The sequence below is a fragment of the Nonomuraea fuscirosea genome (genome assembly GCF_003001935.1).
GTDB lineage: Bacteria > Actinomycetota > Actinomycetes > Streptosporangiales > Streptosporangiaceae > Nonomuraea > Nonomuraea fuscirosea.
In genome coordinates this window covers 78,883-94,084 of record NZ_PVNG01000017.1, presented here as the reverse complement: position 1 = coordinate 94,084, position 15,202 = coordinate 78,883, and the positions used below count along the sequence as shown (strand labels likewise).

General features: G+C 70.9%; 14 protein-coding genes and 1 pseudogene. 5 read left to right on the top strand and 10 right to left on the bottom strand.

Features of this window, described 5'->3' with window-relative positions; translation table 11 throughout:
* Window positions 1-86 precede the first annotated feature (86 nt).
* Window positions 87-1,331, top strand: coding sequence for a cation:proton antiporter (locus B0I32_RS34785; RefSeq protein WP_106247048.1), 1,245 nt, complete (start codon window positions 87-89; stop codon window positions 1,329-1,331).
* Window positions 1,328-2,194, top strand: a complete 867-nt coding sequence (locus tag B0I32_RS34780; protein WP_245956204.1) for an alpha/beta fold hydrolase — start codon at window positions 1,328-1,330, stop codon at window positions 2,192-2,194. The genes B0I32_RS34785 and B0I32_RS34780 overlap by 4 nt, the downstream gene beginning before the upstream one ends.
* A gap of 38 nt (window positions 2,195-2,232) precedes the next feature.
* Here B0I32_RS34780 and B0I32_RS34775 read toward each other — a convergent pair whose 3' ends face one another.
* The 9 genes from B0I32_RS34775 to B0I32_RS34735 all read right to left on the bottom strand — a co-directional run bounded on the left by B0I32_RS34775 (window position 2,233) and on the right by B0I32_RS34735 (window position 10,378).
* On the bottom strand, window positions 2,233-3,429 hold the full coding sequence (locus B0I32_RS34775; protein WP_106247046.1) for an FAD-dependent monooxygenase: 1,197 nt from the start codon (window positions 3,427-3,429) through the stop codon (window positions 2,233-2,235).
* A complete protein-coding gene (locus tag B0I32_RS34770; RefSeq protein ID WP_106247045.1) occupies window positions 3,426-3,878 on the bottom strand; it encodes a GbsR/MarR family transcriptional regulator in 453 nt (150 codons plus the stop codon). The genes B0I32_RS34775 and B0I32_RS34770 overlap by 4 nt, the downstream gene beginning before the upstream one ends.
* A 405-nt stretch (window positions 3,879-4,283) precedes the next feature.
* On the bottom strand, window positions 4,284-4,709 hold the full coding sequence (locus tag B0I32_RS34765) for an STAS domain-containing protein (RefSeq protein WP_106247043.1): 426 nt from the start codon (window positions 4,707-4,709) through the stop codon (window positions 4,284-4,286).
* A gap of 91 nt (window positions 4,710-4,800) precedes the next feature.
* Window positions 4,801-6,090 carry an ArsB/NhaD family transporter gene (locus tag B0I32_RS34760; RefSeq protein ID WP_106247041.1) on the bottom strand — a complete coding sequence of 430 codons (1,290 nt, stop codon included), beginning with the start codon at window positions 6,088-6,090 and terminating at the stop codon, window positions 4,801-4,803.
* Window positions 6,087-6,530 carry a CBS domain-containing protein gene (locus tag B0I32_RS34755; RefSeq protein WP_106247039.1) on the bottom strand — a complete coding sequence of 148 codons (444 nt, stop codon included), beginning with the start codon at window positions 6,528-6,530 and terminating at the stop codon, window positions 6,087-6,089. Before B0I32_RS34755 ends, B0I32_RS34760 begins: the two co-directional genes overlap by 4 nt.
* 455 nt (window positions 6,531-6,985) lie before the next feature.
* Window positions 6,986-7,591 (bottom strand): response regulator transcription factor, encoded by a 606-nt coding sequence (locus tag B0I32_RS34750; protein ID WP_106247037.1) that lies wholly within the window; start codon window positions 7,589-7,591, stop codon window positions 6,986-6,988.
* The gene (locus B0I32_RS34745) at window positions 7,588-8,733 is read right to left on the bottom strand and encodes a sensor histidine kinase (protein WP_106247036.1); all 1,146 of its coding nucleotides are present in this window, start codon (window positions 8,731-8,733) and stop codon (window positions 7,588-7,590) included. The genes B0I32_RS34750 and B0I32_RS34745 overlap by 4 nt, the downstream gene beginning before the upstream one ends.
* The gene (locus B0I32_RS34740) at window positions 8,730-9,749 is read right to left on the bottom strand and encodes a sensor histidine kinase (protein WP_106247034.1); all 1,020 of its coding nucleotides are present in this window, start codon (window positions 9,747-9,749) and stop codon (window positions 8,730-8,732) included. Before B0I32_RS34740 ends, B0I32_RS34745 begins: the two co-directional genes overlap by 4 nt.
* A 143-nt stretch (window positions 9,750-9,892) precedes the next feature.
* Window positions 9,893-10,378 (bottom strand): SRPBCC family protein, encoded by a 486-nt coding sequence (locus B0I32_RS34735; protein ID WP_106247033.1) that lies wholly within the window; start codon window positions 10,376-10,378, stop codon window positions 9,893-9,895.
* A 191-nt stretch (window positions 10,379-10,569) separates the two neighbouring features.
* Between B0I32_RS34735 and B0I32_RS58050 the strand changes: the two genes are divergently transcribed.
* Window positions 10,570-10,710, top strand: coding sequence for a hypothetical protein (locus B0I32_RS58050; protein WP_181308098.1), 141 nt, complete (start codon window positions 10,570-10,572; stop codon window positions 10,708-10,710).
* A 99-nt stretch (window positions 10,711-10,809) separates the two neighbouring features.
* Window positions 10,810-11,196, top strand: a pseudogene (locus B0I32_RS60240) (hypothetical protein); the annotation flags it as partial.
* Between the two features lie 95 nt (window positions 11,197-11,291).
* Here B0I32_RS60240 and B0I32_RS34720 read toward each other — a convergent pair.
* Window positions 11,292-13,724: a PEP/pyruvate-binding domain-containing protein gene (locus tag B0I32_RS34720; RefSeq protein ID WP_106247031.1), complete on the bottom strand. Its 2,433-nt coding sequence runs from the start codon at window positions 13,722-13,724 to the stop codon at window positions 11,292-11,294.
* Window positions 13,725-13,985: 261 nt separating this feature from the next.
* On the opposite strand from B0I32_RS34720, the gene B0I32_RS34715 reads away from it, so the two are divergent.
* On the top strand, window positions 13,986-15,185 hold the full coding sequence (locus tag B0I32_RS34715; protein ID WP_106247030.1) for an NAD(P)/FAD-dependent oxidoreductase: 1,200 nt from the start codon (window positions 13,986-13,988) through the stop codon (window positions 15,183-15,185).
* Window positions 15,186-15,202: the final 17 nt, after the last annotated feature.

Here is a 15,202-nt window from a genome sequence, read left to right as displayed (position 1 = left end):
GAGCGCCGGGAAGTCTGGTCGGCAAGATCGTGTGAGTCAACCGACTGGAAAGGCCGTTCCATGACGACCCCCATGTGGCACCTGTGATGGGTGTGCTGCTGACCGCGTTCGCGGGTGTGCTGCTGCTGGCGGTGCTGCTGTCCAGTCTGGCCCACCGCACCATCCTGTCCACCGCCGCGTTGTTCCTGGTGGCCGGGTTCGTGCTGGGTGACGGCGTGCTCGGTGTCATCTCGCTACGGCCCGGTGACGACCTGGTGGCGACGCTGGCCGAGCTGGCGTTGTTCACCGTGCTGTTCACCGACGGCATGCGGGTCGGCTGGGCCGAGTTGCGCAGCGCCTGGCGGCTGCCCGGCCGGGCGCTCGGCTGGGGCCTGCCGCTGACCTTGGTCATCACCGCCGCCGGGGCGCACTACCTGCTCGGGCTGGGCTGGATCGAGTCGCTGCTGATCGGCGCCATCCTCGCGCCCACCGATCCGGTCTTCGCCGCCGCCCTGGTCGGCAACGAGAAGGTGCCGCCCCGGCTGCGGCAACTGCTCAACGTCGAATCCGGCGTCAACGACGGCCTGGCGCTGCCGTTCGTCATCCTCTTCCTCGCGGTCGCGGCCGGATCCGAGGACCTGCACCTGGGAGAGCTGGGCCTGGAGCTCGGGCTCGGCATCGTCATCGGGGTCGCCGTCCCGTGGGTGGCGATCAAGCTGGAGCGGACCCGCTGGTTCGCCGCCTCCACCGCCTACGAGCCGCTCAACGCCCTGGCCATCGGCCTGCTCGTGCTGGCCGTCGGCAAGGCCACCCACGGCAACCTGTTCCTGGCCGCCTTCTCCGCCGGGATCACCGTGGCCACCTTCGGGCCCCGGCAGCGCGAGTCGTTCGAACACTTCGGCGAGCTGATCGCCGAAGTGTTCAAACTCGCTGCGCTGCTCGTGTTCGGCGCTCTCATCACCCCCGCGCTGCTCGGCTCGGTCGGCTGGCAGGGATGGCTGTTCGCGGTGCTCGCGCTGATCGTGGCCCGCCCCGTCGCGATCTGGCTGTCGTTCCTGCGCTCAGGACTGGGCGTACGCGAGCAGGCGGCGGTGGCCTGGTTCGGGCCCAAGGGATTCGCCTCCGTGGTCTACGGGCTCCTGGTGCTCGGCTCCGGCATCGCCGCCGCCGTGCCGGTGTTCCAGCTCGTCGCCGTCACCATCGTGCTGTCGATCCTGCTGCACTCCTCCACCGACATCGTGGTCGCCCGCTGGTTCGACGACGAGCGGGATCTCCCGACCTGGTACGGCACCGTCACCAGCAAGATCCGCCGGCGGGAACGCCCTCCCCACCAACCCGAGAAGACACCGTGACGGCCACTTCCCAAGCTTGTTCCGAGCGCGCCAGCGTCGTCGCCGAGCTGACGGCGGGGCCGGTGGAGTATCGCCTGGAGGGAGACGGGCCCAGGACGGTGGTGCTGTTCCACGGCGGTCACATGCGGGCGGGGCTGGCGTTGGGCGAGGAGGTCTACGCCGACGCCGGCTGCTCGGTGCTGGCCCCTTCGCGTCCCGGATACGGGCGGACGCCGCTGGCCACCGGCACCACGGCGGCCGGCTTCGCCGACGCCACCGCCCAGCTCTGCGAGGTTCTGGGGATCGACCGCCTCGCCGCGGTCGTGGGAATCTCGGCCGGTGGGCGCACCGCGCTGAGCCTGGCCGCCCGCCACCCGCACCTGGTCGAGCGGGTCATCCTGCAGAGCTCGGTCGGATTTCTGCCCTGGCCCGACCGGCTGACCCGGCTGGGCGGCCGGGCGGTCTTCGATGGGCGGGTGGAGGCCGGCACCTGGGCGATCCTGCGCCTCCTGCTCCGCGTGGCGCCCTCCTTGGGACTGCGTCTGCTTCTCCGCGACCTGTCGGTCCTGCCCGTGGGTCAGGTGCTGAGGAACTTGTCCGCCGCCGAGCGCAGCCTGCTCATCTGCCTGTTCGCCTCGATGCGATCGGGTCGCGGCTTCGTCGCCGACATGCTCCCCGTACCGGACTGCGCCGCGCAGGTCACCCAGCCCACACTGGTCATGGCGACCCGCCACGATCGGTCGGTGCCCTTCACCCATGCCGAGTCCCTGGTCGCGACGATACCGAGCGCCGAACTGGCGGTCAGCCAGGCCGACAGCCATATGATCTGGTTCGGCCCCGGCTATTCGCGCCTCGCCGCGAGAATCCTTGCCTTCCTCGCCTGAGGTTCCGCCGGCGCCGTCATCTGCGAGGGCTCGTCGTATCAAGCGTGTGTGGTCGGCTCCGGCAGGCGCGGTGGCCGCCACCGCCAGGTGGCGTTGCCGTCGGCCGCGATGCCGCGACGCCACACCGGTGCGGGCATGAGCCGGATCATGGCGGCCAGAGCCCGGTGCGCCGCCGCGGACGTGGTGCGGCGACCGTCCGCGCGGGCGCCCCGGGCGGTGGCCTGGGTACGGGGCCGGCGCTCAGTGTCGTAGCGGGCCAACGCGGCGTCGATGCCGGCCTCGGCGTGCAGGGCGGCGGCCAGCACGACCGCGTCCTCGATGGACTGTCCGGCGCCCTGACCGCGGTCGGGGCTCATCGCGTGGGCGGCGTCGCCCAGCAGCGCCACCCGGCCGCGGACATACGTGGGCAGCGGGTCCAGGTCGCGGATGTCGATGTGGATCACGGCCTCGTCCGGTGTGGCCGCGATCAGGCCGGGGATCGGCTGATGCCAGGCCGCCAGGCGGCCGGCCACCTCCGCCTTCTCCCGCGCGTAGCGCAGGTCCGGCCGGTCGGCGGTCGTGACGAAGGCCCAGTAGGTGCGGCCGCGGCTGATCGGGTGGATGAGGAAGTAGCCGCCTGAGCCCATGGTGACGCTGCCCGACAGTCCGTCGGGGGGCGTCGTGACGTCCTCCGCCGAGGCTCCCCAGCCGCTGGTGTCCGCGACGCCGAGCCAGGCGGTGCGGCCCAGGAAACGCGGGGCAGACGCGTCCGGCCACACCATGCGGCGTACGGCGCTGCGGATGCCGTCAGCGCCGATCACGAGGTCCGCGCCCGCCTCGCCGCCGTCCCAGGTGACCGTCACACCGCGGTCGTCCTGGCGCAGACCGGTGACCTCCGTGCCGGGATGGACCCAGCCGGCGGGCACCGCCTCCAGCAGCAGCCCGTGCAGGTCGGCGCGGTGGAAGGCGAGCAGCGGCGTCACGTCGCCCCGGCGGGCGCGCTGCAGGTAACGGCCGTCGGGCAGGCGCAGGTTGCCGGCCGAGTAGGAGGGCGCCCCCTTGGCGCGCGCCTGCTCGCCGACGCCGAACTCGTCCAGGGCTCGCATCGCGTTCGGGGACTGCGACATGCCGGCGCCGATCTCACCCGGCGCGGGGGCGCGTTCCAGTACGGTGGCCCGCCAGCCGATCCGCCGCAGCGCCAGAGCGGCGGCCAGGCCGCCGATGCCGCCGCCCACCACGATCGCGTGCCCGTTCATGTCTCCTCCCCGGGAAGTGGCGCGTTCTGGAACACCTTGGCCATCCATTCGAAGGTGGTGTGCGCCTGGCGAATGCGTTCGGCCCGCTCGTCGTCCGGCCCGACCAGATCCAGGCCGTCGCGGGTGATGTCCAGGAACGAGGTGAGACCGGCGATCTGCTTACGCACCACCACCGCCCAGGCGTCCCCGGCCATCCGGTAGTAGACGGTGCGCTCGCCCGGCCGGGTACGCCAGGCGAGGAAACCCATGCTGGACAGCAGCCGCAGGTTGGAGGTCAGCGAGGCGCGGCTGGCGCCGATGGCCTGGCTGATCTGCCCGGCGGACTGCTCCGGTGGATCGCACACCATCAGCCAGCCGAGCACCCGCCCGGCGATCGGTGGCACCCCGTCGCGAGCCAGGTACATGGCCACCCGCTCCACCCATTCCAGCAGCGGATCCTGTTCCGTCATACCGCCAAAACCCTCTCTTACAGTAATTTCAGCATAAGCTAAAATAGATGTATCACATGCAAGGGAGCCGGGAAGTCTGGTCGGCCCCCGGCGTTGGTCGCCACGGAGAAGTGGAGGATTCACCGATGACCTCTCATGCCCTTGCGGCGCTGCTCCGCGGGGCTGCTCGAACACCTCTCCCCGCTGACCGGATTCGGCTGGGTCGTCGTCGGCGTGCATCTGCCGCGTCGCCGTGCCTGGTCGCGGCGCACCCGATGGCACGCCACTTACTGGGCGATCTCGCTAAGGTGACGGAGAACCAGTGCCGGGTCGGCCGGGTGCAGGTAGTCGTCGTCAGTGGGTTGCAGGTCCTGACCAGTGGCCCGGCTCCGGATCATGACCCTGGTCACGTGCGGAGCCGGCGGATCAGCTGCTTGCGGTGCCGCCGGAAGCGTTCAGGCCGGAGAAGGCGTCACTGATCGTCGCCGCACGCTCCAGGCCGTTGACATCTGCGTCGAGAAGGCGGTGGCCGCCGGCGATGACCAGCCGCCCGCCTGCTTCGCGCGCTCGGTAGGTGGCGGTACGCAGAACGCCGAGCCCAGCCTCGTCCATCAGGGTGACCCCGTCGATGTCCATGATCACCTTTGGCGAGACGTGTGTGGCCAGCGTGCTGACGACGTACATCTGGAGCATGTCGACGGATGGGCCGGCAAGAAGGCCTTTGAGCTCGATCAGGAGGACATCGCCGCGGATGCGAACCCTGACGGAGAAGTCGTCCGAAGGGGAATCCGCGGGCTGGAGTGGGGCATCAGGCGGGCTTTCGGTCTGGCCGGAGTGCTCGTTGTCAGTCAACGATCTCACGCTCCTTCGGTGGCGAGCCGGACGGTAGTGCCAACGCCGGTATCGGCCGGTACCCGAGCGCCGGAGCCGAGGGAGCGCAGCCTCACAGGTAGCGCAGCCACAGGTACGGCACGCACAACGCAATCGTCACCACGGTCACGACCAGGCCATAGCGGGTGAACTGCCAGAAGCTGATCGGGGTGCCGTTGCGGGCGGCGATGCCCAACACGACCACGTTGGCCGCCGCGCCCACCGCTGTGGCGTTGCCGCCGAGGTCGGCGCCGAAGGCCAGAGCCCACCAGAGCACCTGGGCGTGCTCATTGCCGCCGTTGGCCTGGACGAGCTCGGCGACGATAGGGCTCATGGTGGCCACGTACGGGATGTTGTCCACGATCGCCGACAACCCGCCCGATGCCCACAGCAACAGCATCGTGGCGAAGCCCAGCTGCCCCTGGGTGGCTTCGGCCGCCGCCTTGGCGATCTGCGGGATCACCCCCGTCTCCACCAGCGACCCGACCATGACGAACAGCCCGGCGAAGAACACCAGCGTCGGCCACTCGACTTCGCGGATCGCCTCCTCAGCGGTGACCCGGGTCGCGGCCACCAGCACCCCGGCACCCAGCACGGCGACCACCGACGGCTCGTAGTGCAGCACCGGGTGCAGCACGAACGCCGCCATGACCAGCGCCAGCACGGCCAGCGACTGCCACAGCAACCGGCGGTCGGCGATGGCCTCCCGCTCGTTCAGCGCCATGATCTCCGCTGCCCGTTCCGGGTCGTAGACGAAGAACTTGCGGAACAGGAAACGGCACATACCGATATATACGATCATCAGCACGACGACCATCGGCGCCATGTGCACGAGGAAGTCGTTGAAGCTCAGCCCGCCCCGGCTGGCGATGATGATGTTCGGCGGGTCGCCGACCAGGGTGGCGGCCCCGCCGATGTTCGAGGCCATCGCCTCGGCGATGAGGAACGGCGCCGCCGGCAGCGCCAGCCGCTCGCACACCAGGAACGTCACCGGCGCGATCAGCAGCACCGTGGTGACGTTGTCCAGCAGCGCCGACGCCAAGGCGGTGATCACGACCAGCAAGACCATCAGCCGATACGGCCGCCCCCTGGCGCGCTTGGCCGCCCAGATCGCCAGATATTCGAAAACGCCGGTCTGCTTGAGCACACCGACGATGACCATCATGCCGAGCAGCAGGAAGATGACGTTCCAGTCGATGCCGGTCTCTTCGGAGAAGAACGCGGCCTCGGCGTCGGTGGCGTGGATCAGCAGCATGATCCCGGCCCCGCCGAGCGCTGCCGCGACGCGGTGGATCTTCTCGCTGGCGATCAGCGCGTAGGCGCCGAGAAAGACCGCCACCGCCGCCCAGGCAGTGACCGTCACGCGGACACCGCCCGGTCCAGCAGCGTCTGCAGGGTCACGGCGCCACGTAGCTGCCCGTCGTCCACCACGGCCACCAACGGGCTGCGCGTTCGGGCCATCAACGCAGCCATCTCGAGCAACGTGGCATCGGGATCGGTGATGGGAAGCTCACGAGGCCGTGGCGGCAACGCGTCGCGCACCGTACGGTCGGCCAACGACCGCAGGAACCGGTCGGCGTGTTCCTCGTCCACCACCCGGGCAAGCGCAGGATCTTCCTGACAGTAGTCCGGCACCGCCAGGCGCAGCACCTGTGTGCCGGGCAGGACACTCAAGGGCAGCCCTTGTTCATCGACCACGATCAGCCCGGGCAGCCGCTGCTGGGCCAGCAGCCGTGCCGCCGCCGCGATGGATGTGTCCAGGGTAACGGTCGGAAAATCGGTGATCAGATCGCGCGCACGCATCAGGAAGCCTCGCTCGGGTACGACGACAGCAACTCGCCGACCAGACTTCCCGGCACACCTTCCGACAACGTATCAACAAAGATCCGAACCGGGCTGCCCGCCCTCGCCCCTGGCGGCCCGCGATGGCGCTTCGCGCTGTTTGGCGCTTGACCATGTGACGGCCCGTCCGACGGCCGACATAGTGGTGCGGGTGACGGAGATCAGCGATGCTGAACGAGGCTCGGTCGTCATCAGGCGAGCCCGACTCATCATGATTCTCCAAGCCGCGGTACTCCTCGTGAATTTGCCCTACGTGGTCCTTTACATCCCCTCGGTCGCGAACCCTGTGGCCTGGCTGTATCTCCTGCCGGCCCCCAGTTTGATCTTGTCCGGCATCCCTTGCCCCTGGCCTGCGGCTCCCCTCTCGATGGCTGAATCCACCCGGGACGTCGATGCCGCTGCTGCGGTTTTGCCCGCTACAGCCAGCCCGCGTCGCGGGAGATGCGGATCGCGTCGATGCGGTTGCGCCCGCCGACCTTGCCGATGGCGTTGGACAGGTAGTTGCGCACGGTGGTCTGCGATAGCGAGAGCTGGGTGGCGATCTGGGCGACGCGGATGCCGCTCGCCGCCGCGCGCAGTACCTCCGTCTCACGAGCGGTCAGCGGACTGCTGCCCGTCTCGAGCGCGGCGGCGACCAGCTCGGGGTCGATCACCCGCTCCCCTGCCGCTATGCGCCTGATGCCGTCGGTGAGGGTCTGCGCCGGGGCGTCCTTCACGATGAAGCCCTTCACGTGCACCTTCAGCGCGCGCAGCAGGTTGCCCGGCTGGCTGAGCCCGGTGAGAACGAGCGTGCGGCAGTCGGGAAGCCGTGCGGACAGTTGCTCCGCCGCCGACAGCCCGTCCAGCCCCGGCATGTCGATGTCCAGCACCGCGACGTCCGGCCGCACGCGCAGGGCGGTGGCCAGGACCTCGTCGCCGCGTTCGATCTCGGCGACGACCTCCATGTCGTCCTCCAGCGACAGCAGGGCGACCAGCGCTGAGCGGATCATGTGCATGTCTTCGGCGATCAGTACGCGGATCATGCGACCTCCTCGGGGACTTCGACCGACAGCAGGAACCGACCGTCGTGCGCGGTGGTGAGCCAGGTGCCGGAGGCGGCGCGGGCCCGCTCGGCCAGCCCGGAGAGCCCGGTGCCGGGCGAGGGCGTCGAGGGCGACTGGGCGCCGTCGTTGACGATGTCCAGCCGTACCGCGCCCCGGTCGCGGGTCAGGGTGATCGTGCAGGTGCGGGCGTCGCTGTGCCGTAGCAGGTTGGTGGTGCCCTCGCGGATCGCCCAGGCCAGCGCGTCCTGGGCGGGACCGGACAGCGGCGGCAGGTCGGCCACATCCAGGCGGATGTCGACGCCGGCGGCGCCGAGCAGGGCGGCGGCGCCGTCGATCTCGGTGCGCAGCGACACCGGGTGCTCGTCGCGGGTGATCGCGCGTATGTCCCTGAGCGCTTCCCTGGCGACCTCGGTCAGGCTCTCGATCTCGGTGCGGGTGGCGGCGGTGTCCTTCGCGAGCAGGCGCAGGGCCAGGTCGCCCTTGAGGGAAATGGCCGACAGGCTCTGGCCGAGCAGGTCGTGCAGGTCGCGGGAGACACGGATGCGTTCCTCGCCGACGGCCGTGGCGGCCAGGTCGGTGCGGGTGGCCTCCAGCTCGGTCAGCAACCGGACCAGGCGGGCGCCGCCGACCAGCGTGCTGGCGTACAGGATGAGGCCGAACAGGGCGTACACGCCCAGGATGAGGGCCCGAGGGGTGGTGTAGGCACTGTCGCCCAGCATGGAGGTCACCTCCTTCACCGGGTTGAGCAGGAGCTGTAACGTGGCTGCGACCAGCATCAGCCGGCCGCGCAGCAGCATCACGATGGAGGCGAGGGAGAAGGCGGTGACGGCCTGCCAGTTCGAACCGACCCACCACAGCGGGACGTCGGCCAGCACGACGAGCGCGGCCAGGGTCCAGGGCCAGCCCGCGGGGCGTTCGCCCCTGGCGGCGGCCAGGCCGTGTCGCAGGCTCAGGAAGAGCACCAGGGCCACGGCGACGGTGGCCGCGACAGGGTTCCCCGCCGGGCCGTCCATGCCGAGGGTCGTGTAGATGGGCACCTGTACGGCGATCAGCACCTGCAGGGCGATCAGCGGCCAGAGGGGATGCCGCACCACCCACCGCGGCACGATCAGCGGGATCATGGGCGTCCCTCGGTCTGCACGTCGATGGTTTCCGCGACGCCGTCGGCGCGCACCTCAAGGCGTACGCCGTCCGTCGAGACCGCGGCCGTGATCGTGCAGGCGCTCACTCCTTCGGAGCCGAGCAGGCGGGTGACCGCCGCGCGCAGCGCCGCCCGGGGCTCCGGCGCGATCGTGTCGGGTATGCCCGTGCGGGGCAGCCGCAGCCGGGTCTCGATCCCGGCCGCGGACAGCAGCGTGGCGGCCGTGTCGAGCTCGGCCCGCAGGGACGGCCTGCGGTACCCGCGCACCCGCTGCCTGGCCTCGGCGAGCGTGCGCCGCGAATCGTCGGCCAGCCCGGACAGCTCCGCCACCAGCTCGGCCCGCCTGCCGGGCGGGCTCTGCAGCAGGTCGGCAGCGCGGGCGCCGCGCGCCGCGAGGGACTCCAGAGCGGCGCCGAGCGTCCTGCGCAGGTCGTCGTCGATGCGGCGCCGTTCCTGCGCGACCGCCCGCTGGGCGAGCACCTGCCTGGCCGACTGCAGGCGGACGAGCGCGGCCGACAGCCAGACGAGCAGCAGTACGGCGCCGCTACCGGTCAGCACCGACAGGGTGAGCCACGGCGCGGCGTTCCACGGCAGGCCGAGCAGCAGGGACGCGGGCGCGGCCGCGATCACCAGCGACAGATAGAGCACGAATGACCACGGGCCGGGAAGGACCAGGACCGCCGACGCGGCCAGGCCCGCGTAGGCGCGCGGCCATGTGTTCCCCGCGAGCGGGGTGGCGGCGATGATGACGACGGCCATCGCCGCGAGCGTCCACCCGCCTGCCGGCAGGCGTACGCCGCGGGCCGCGTACCAGACGTGACGCAGGTGCAGGGGCAGGTACACCACGGTCACCGCGAGGCTCCACAGTCCAGTGCGGACGTCGTTGTCCGGGTAGCTGAAGGCCAGCGCCACCTGCAGCAGGGGCAGCAGGCCCGCGCACGCGACCGCGCCGACCGGCGTGAGCCGGACGGCGCGGTCGGATCGCCACAGTGCCACCAGCCGGATCCCCCGTCCACGTTCCCTGGCCGACCAGGGTAGGTGACCCGGCCGCGTGGCGACCACCAGCGGGGACCGTGCCGGAGAGAGAAGCTCACGGCCGGTCAGCGCGACCGTCGGGAGGCATGATGGCGTGGCCACTTCTACGAGTCGGCGTCGATCACGCGCCCGAGGTTGTCGAGCTCGTTGGCGCGGCCCGCGGCCAGCCGCTGGGTCCACTCCTCGTCGTGCATCGCGTCCGCGGTCATCGTGACGCGGACGCCTTCCTCGACGGCTTCGAGCTCGACCACGGTGAGGAAGTCGTAGGGGTCCACGCCGGGGATGAAGTCGGCGAGCGAGGTGTAAGAGAGCCTGCCCGGCTCCGCCACCTCGACGAACCTCTTGCGGGACCGGGTACTCAGCGGCATCCCGTGACTCTCCATGAACGCGATCTGCTCCGGCGCGGTGGCGGTCATCGTGTAGATGAGCTCGCCACCCGGCCGCAGCTCGAGCTTGTCGACCTCGACGGTGAACCCGTCCGGCGACCACCACCGGGCGATCCCCTCGCCGGTGGTCCACAACTGCCAGACGCGCTCGGGGGTGGCCGGGTACGTACGCGTGATCCGCACGCTCTCTTGGGCCGGTGTCATGATGTGCTCCCTAACAAGCGGGGGTGATGAGCCCCAACCCTCCCTTCACACGCCCGCCGCGAACAGATGCGGATGTCACACAGCCTTCCGTGAATTTCGCCCGGACCAGCGAGAACACCAGGTGATGTGGGCCGAGAGGGCGGCCAGGCAGTCCGGGGCGTCGAAGATCGCTCCCGCGGAGGCGGCCCCGGGTGGTTCTGGTCCTGCCGGTGAGGATCCCGCGCGACGGCCTCGACGACGAGCGGCGCGGTGACGGCGTAGATGTCCTGGCCGGCGGCCACGGCACGCCGTTGCGAGGATCCGGAGCAGACGACGACGCGATGGTTATCTAGGGTTGGAGGACTCTTTTAGCAGCTCAGAGGATGATGATCTCTTCTTTCACGTATGGCAGATAGAACAGGTACGGGCAGGCGCATGCCGGAGATCCTTCCGTGGTCGGCCGCGTCTCCCCTGCCAGGGCGCCGCTACGCCCGACAGACCTCAACACCCTTCTCACCGCACTGTACGTCAGGATCGACGACTGGCTCGGACATCAGCCACCGCGGGGACGCAAGCCGCAGCTGACCGACGCCGAACTGCTGACCCTGGCCGTCGCCCAGGTGCTGCTCGGTATCCACTCCGAGGCCCGCTGGCTGCGCTACGTCCCCGAGCAGCTGCCCGGCGCCTTCCCCTACCTGCCCGGCCAGTCCGGCTACAACAAGCGCCCGCACAAGGCCTGCCGCTGCTCAAGCGGGCCATCCGGGTGCTGGCCCGCGACACCGACCTGTGGACCGACCCGGTCTGGGCGGCCCGACTCCACCCCGATCGAGTGCGGCCGGGTGACTTCGCCGGCGGCCTGGCCATCACGACGGCCGTCCTGCCCGGCATCTGGATCATGGTCGCCATCGCCGCGGCGGCATTCGGGTTGTTGCGGTCATTCGGGTTCCACACACACTGTGCCGGCTGCGCCGTCGATGGTGATCAACTGCCCGGTCCTGATCTCGTGTGTGGCGTCGCGGACGCAGATGACGGCGGGGATCCCGTACTCGCGGGCCACCGTAGGGCCGTGCGCCACCGGGGAACCGGTTTCGGTCACCAGGCCGGCCGCGGTCATGAACAGCGGGGTCCAGCCAGGATCGGTGGTGGGTGCGACCAGGATCTCCCCCGGTTCGATGCGCGCGCCGGCCGGGTCACGGATCACCCGCGCCCTGCCGGTCGCCTGCCCGGCGGCTCCGGACATACCGGTCAGCACGCCGTCCGGGGCCGGCTCGGCGGGCGCGAGCGCCTCCAGGTCGGTCCCGTCGGACAGAAGCGCGCCGGGTACGGTGCGCCGGCGCAGTTCCCGTACATACTCGGCGCGCCGCATCGCGGCGACTTCCCGGTGGTCCGTGTCGCGAGCGGCGGCTCGCGCCTCCTCCAGCGTCAGGAACATGATGTCGTCGGCGCGCTCCAGCCGGCCGCGGTCGGCCAGGTCCGCGCCGGCCAGGAGGAGTTGGCGCCGGCACGCCTGGATCACGGGCAGCCAGGCGAATTTCGCGATCTCCCGCAGGCCGGTGAGCTGTCGCGAGCGGCGCATGAAGAACGCCGCCAGCCGGCCGCGGATGGGGCGCCTGCGCCGCGCCCGCCGCGACAGCGTCTCGATCATCCGCTCCGCGCGGGCCGCGGCCGCCTTGAACCGGACGTCGGGCGCCTGCGCGGGGTCTTCGACGCGCAGATAGTTGGCGATGGTGGCGAACAGCGGCGCGGGGTCGTCGGCCCAGCGGGGCACGCCGACGTCGATCTCGGCCGCCGCGCGCATGCCGTACGCGGCCAGAAAGCCCGCCATCCCGATGTCGGGAAGCTCGCCGGCGAAGTACATGGCGGCGAGATCCTCCGGTGGGGTGCCGAGGAACAGGTCGCGGTGCTCGCGTGCCCGCACCGCCAGGCCCCACAGCTTGAGGTCCATCTGGGTGGTCACGTTGTACGGCATGCCGCCGAGGACCGTGTCGAGTTCCTCGTCCGTGGCGACGCCTTTGAGCAGCGCGGCCGGGAGCGTCCCGGCGATCATGCCTGCCGTCAGCGGCCACACGATCCCGTGCATGTCGATGCTCATGACCGCCTTGTGGGAGTCCTCGACGACCCAGCGCAGCCGTTCGGCGGCCGTCGCGGACTCGCCGGGCGGGACGATCATCCGCTTGATCTCCGCGACGCCGCGGTGGGCGCGGGCTCGCGCGAGAGCCGGGTTGGACAGACTCGACACCACTCCGGCCAGCCCGGCGGGCACCATCCGCGCCATGCCCTTGACCACGCTGCCGAGATGCAAGGGCAGGCCGGGCCGCGGCGCGAACCGCGGGTCGTCGAGCATGCGCAGCACAGCGCCCTGCACCCTCGGTCCGTAGACCTCCAGGGAGGTCCCGATGCGTTCGCGCATGGCCTTGCTGCGCAGGAAGTCGGTCACGTCGAAGTAGAGCCGGCCACCGATCGGCACCATTCGGGGCAGCGGGTCACGCCGGTCGACCTTGGCTCCCGCGGCCTGGAACCACACGCTTCCGCCGGTCTTGAGCAGCGACACGCCCATCGGGGTGCACGGGCGGAGCATGCCTTGAATGTGGCCGAACTCCAGGTAGAGCCGCGTGTCTCCGGTGTCGGGCGGCAGCGGGAAGAGCGTGGTGATCGGCCGCGACTGCAGCAGCCACAGCGTGCCTTCGGCGTCGATCGCCCACTCGATGTCCTGCGGCGAGCCGAGATGCTCCTGCAGCCGCTGCCCGGCCGCACGCAACCGGCCGAGTTGCTCCGCGTTCAAGCACCCGCCGTCATCCGGTACGGCCGGTATCCGCTGATCGAGCACGTAGTGGTCGGGCACGACGGTGCCCTCGACGATGGCGGTGCCCAGGCCAGGAGCCGCGTCGACGACCATCTCGGAGCGGCAGCCGGTGATCGGGTTGGCGGTGAACAGCACCCCGGCCGTGACCGGGTCGATCATCCGCTGCACCACCACGGCCATGGCCGTCTCGCCGATGCCCGCGGCGGCGCGGTAGGCGACGGCGCGCTCGGTGAACAGGGAGTCCCAGCAGCGGCGTACCGCGTCGATCAGGTCGCTGGGGCCTTCGACGTTGAGAAAGGTGTCCTGCTGACCGGCGAAGCTGGCCTCCGGCAGGTCCTCGGCGGTGGCGCTGGAGCGCACCGCCACCCGGCCCCCGCCGAGCCGCTCGTACGCCTCGACCAGCTCCTCCTCGGGCAGTTGCCCCGCCCGGTAGGCGTCGGCGGTCAGGCAGAAGCCGTCCGGGACGCGCTCCCCCGCTCTGATCATCTTCCCGAGCCCGGCGGCCTTACCGCCTACAAGGTCGAGCATGGAGCCATCTATGTCGGACAACCGGATCAGTTCCATCGCGCCTTCTCCCCCACAGCTGACATCGTTCGCGAACCATGCCGACCAGGCTTCCCGGCGCTCCATTGCGGACGCTAGCACCGCCGAGGTTCGCGCACCAGAGCAGCGCCGCCCTCCACGGCCACAGCCCGCGTTCAGGCGGCGATCCGTGACGGACGGCCCAACCGGTCACGGTGTGACCCATGCCACGCGGCGTTCCTGTCAGCAATCGTGGCGCTGTTCCGCTCAACTCACGAGCAAGTGACGCGAGAGGAGCAACACATGAAGCACCACATCGTGATCCTCGGTGCCGGTTACGCCGGGGTCTACGTGGCCGGGAACCTGGCCCGCCGGCTGTCCGCGGCGGACGTGCGGATCACCGTGGTCAACGCCGTGCCGGACTTCGTCGAGCGGATGCGGCTGCACCAGGTGGCGGCCGGCCGGGCGGCCTCGGCGCAGCGGCTGCTCGACGTCTTCGCGGGTACGGGGATCCGGCTGCGCGTGGCCCGGGTGACCGCCGTGGATCCCGAGCGCCAGGTCGTCGCCGTGACCGGCACCGAAGCCGGCGGCGAACTCGGCTACGACACGCTGGTGTACGCGCTCGGCAGCCACGGTGACGTCGGGGGCGTCCCCGGGGCGGCCGAGCACGCCTTCGACATCGCCGCCCTGTCCTCGGCGCTGCGCCTGCGCGAGCGCCTGAACGGCCTGGACAGGCGGGACGAAGGCGGGAACGTGGTGGTCGTCGGCGACGGGCTGACCGGCATCGAGACCGCCACCGAGATCGCCGAATCACGGCCCCGCCTGTCGGTGACGCTCGTCGCCCGCGGTGAGCTGGGCGCCCGGCTCTCCGCCGGAGCCCGCGGCCACCTGCGGCGGGCCTGCGACCGGCTCGGCGTCACCGTCCTGGAGCACACCACTGTCGCGGCCGTCGAAGCGACCCGCGTGCGGTGCGCCGACGGCACCGCCCTGGCGTCCGACGCGACCGTGTGGACGGCCGGGTTCGCGGTCAGCCCCATCGCCGCCGCCGGCGGGCTGGAGATCACGGACACCGGCAGGATCGTCGTCGATCGCACCATGCGGTCGGTCTCCCACCCGGACGTCTACGCCGTCGGCGACAGCGTGCACGCCATCGGCGACAACGGCAGGCCGCTGCCGATGTCCTGCGCGTCGGCCGGCTACACCGGCGGGCAGGCGTTCCACGCGATCGTGGGACGCCTGACCAGTGGCAAGGTCGCGAAGACCAGGCTGGTCTACACCTACAACCACATCAGTCTCGGACGGCGGGACGCCATTCTCCAGCTGGTGGACGGCGAAGGGCAGGCGAAGCCCGCGTACGTGGGCGGCGGGACGTCCGCCCGGGTGAAGGCGGCCCTGTTGCGGATGTCACTGTGGGCCAACGCGCACCCGACCTTCGGCCTGCCCAAGCGCAGGCGCCGGCTGGCCGCCACGCCCGATGTGCCCGCCGGGAAGGTGATGGTTTAGCCGCCTAGGGTGGTCCG

Excerpts from the sequence above, each read along its gene's own strand:
- B0I32_RS34785 (WP_106247048.1), top strand. The coding sequence starts at position 87 with ATGGGTGTGCTGCTGACCGCGTTCGCGGGTGTGCTGCTGCTGGCGGTG.
- B0I32_RS34775 (WP_106247046.1), bottom strand. The coding sequence starts at position 3,429 with ATGAACGGGCACGCGATCGTGGTGGGCGGCGGCATCGGCGGCCTGGCC.
- B0I32_RS34770 (WP_106247045.1), bottom strand. The coding sequence starts at position 3,878 with ATGACGGAACAGGATCCGCTGCTGGAATGGGTGGAGCGGGTGGCCATG.
- B0I32_RS34755 (WP_106247039.1), bottom strand. The coding sequence starts at position 6,530 with ATGCGTGCGCGCGATCTGATCACCGATTTTCCGACCGTTACCCTGGAC.
- B0I32_RS34750 (WP_106247037.1), bottom strand. The coding sequence starts at position 7,591 with ATGATCCGCGTACTGATCGCCGAAGACATGCACATGATCCGCTCAGCG.
- B0I32_RS34745 (WP_106247036.1), bottom strand. The coding sequence starts at position 8,733 with ATGATCCCGCTGATCGTGCCGCGGTGGGTGGTGCGGCATCCCCTCTGG.
- B0I32_RS34735 (WP_106247033.1), bottom strand. The coding sequence starts at position 10,378 with ATGACACCGGCCCAAGAGAGCGTGCGGATCACGCGTACGTACCCGGCC.
- B0I32_RS34720 (WP_106247031.1), bottom strand. The coding sequence starts at position 13,724 with ATGGAACTGATCCGGTTGTCCGACATAGATGGCTCCATGCTCGACCTT.
- B0I32_RS34715 (WP_106247030.1), top strand. The coding sequence starts at position 13,986 with ATGAAGCACCACATCGTGATCCTCGGTGCCGGTTACGCCGGGGTCTAC.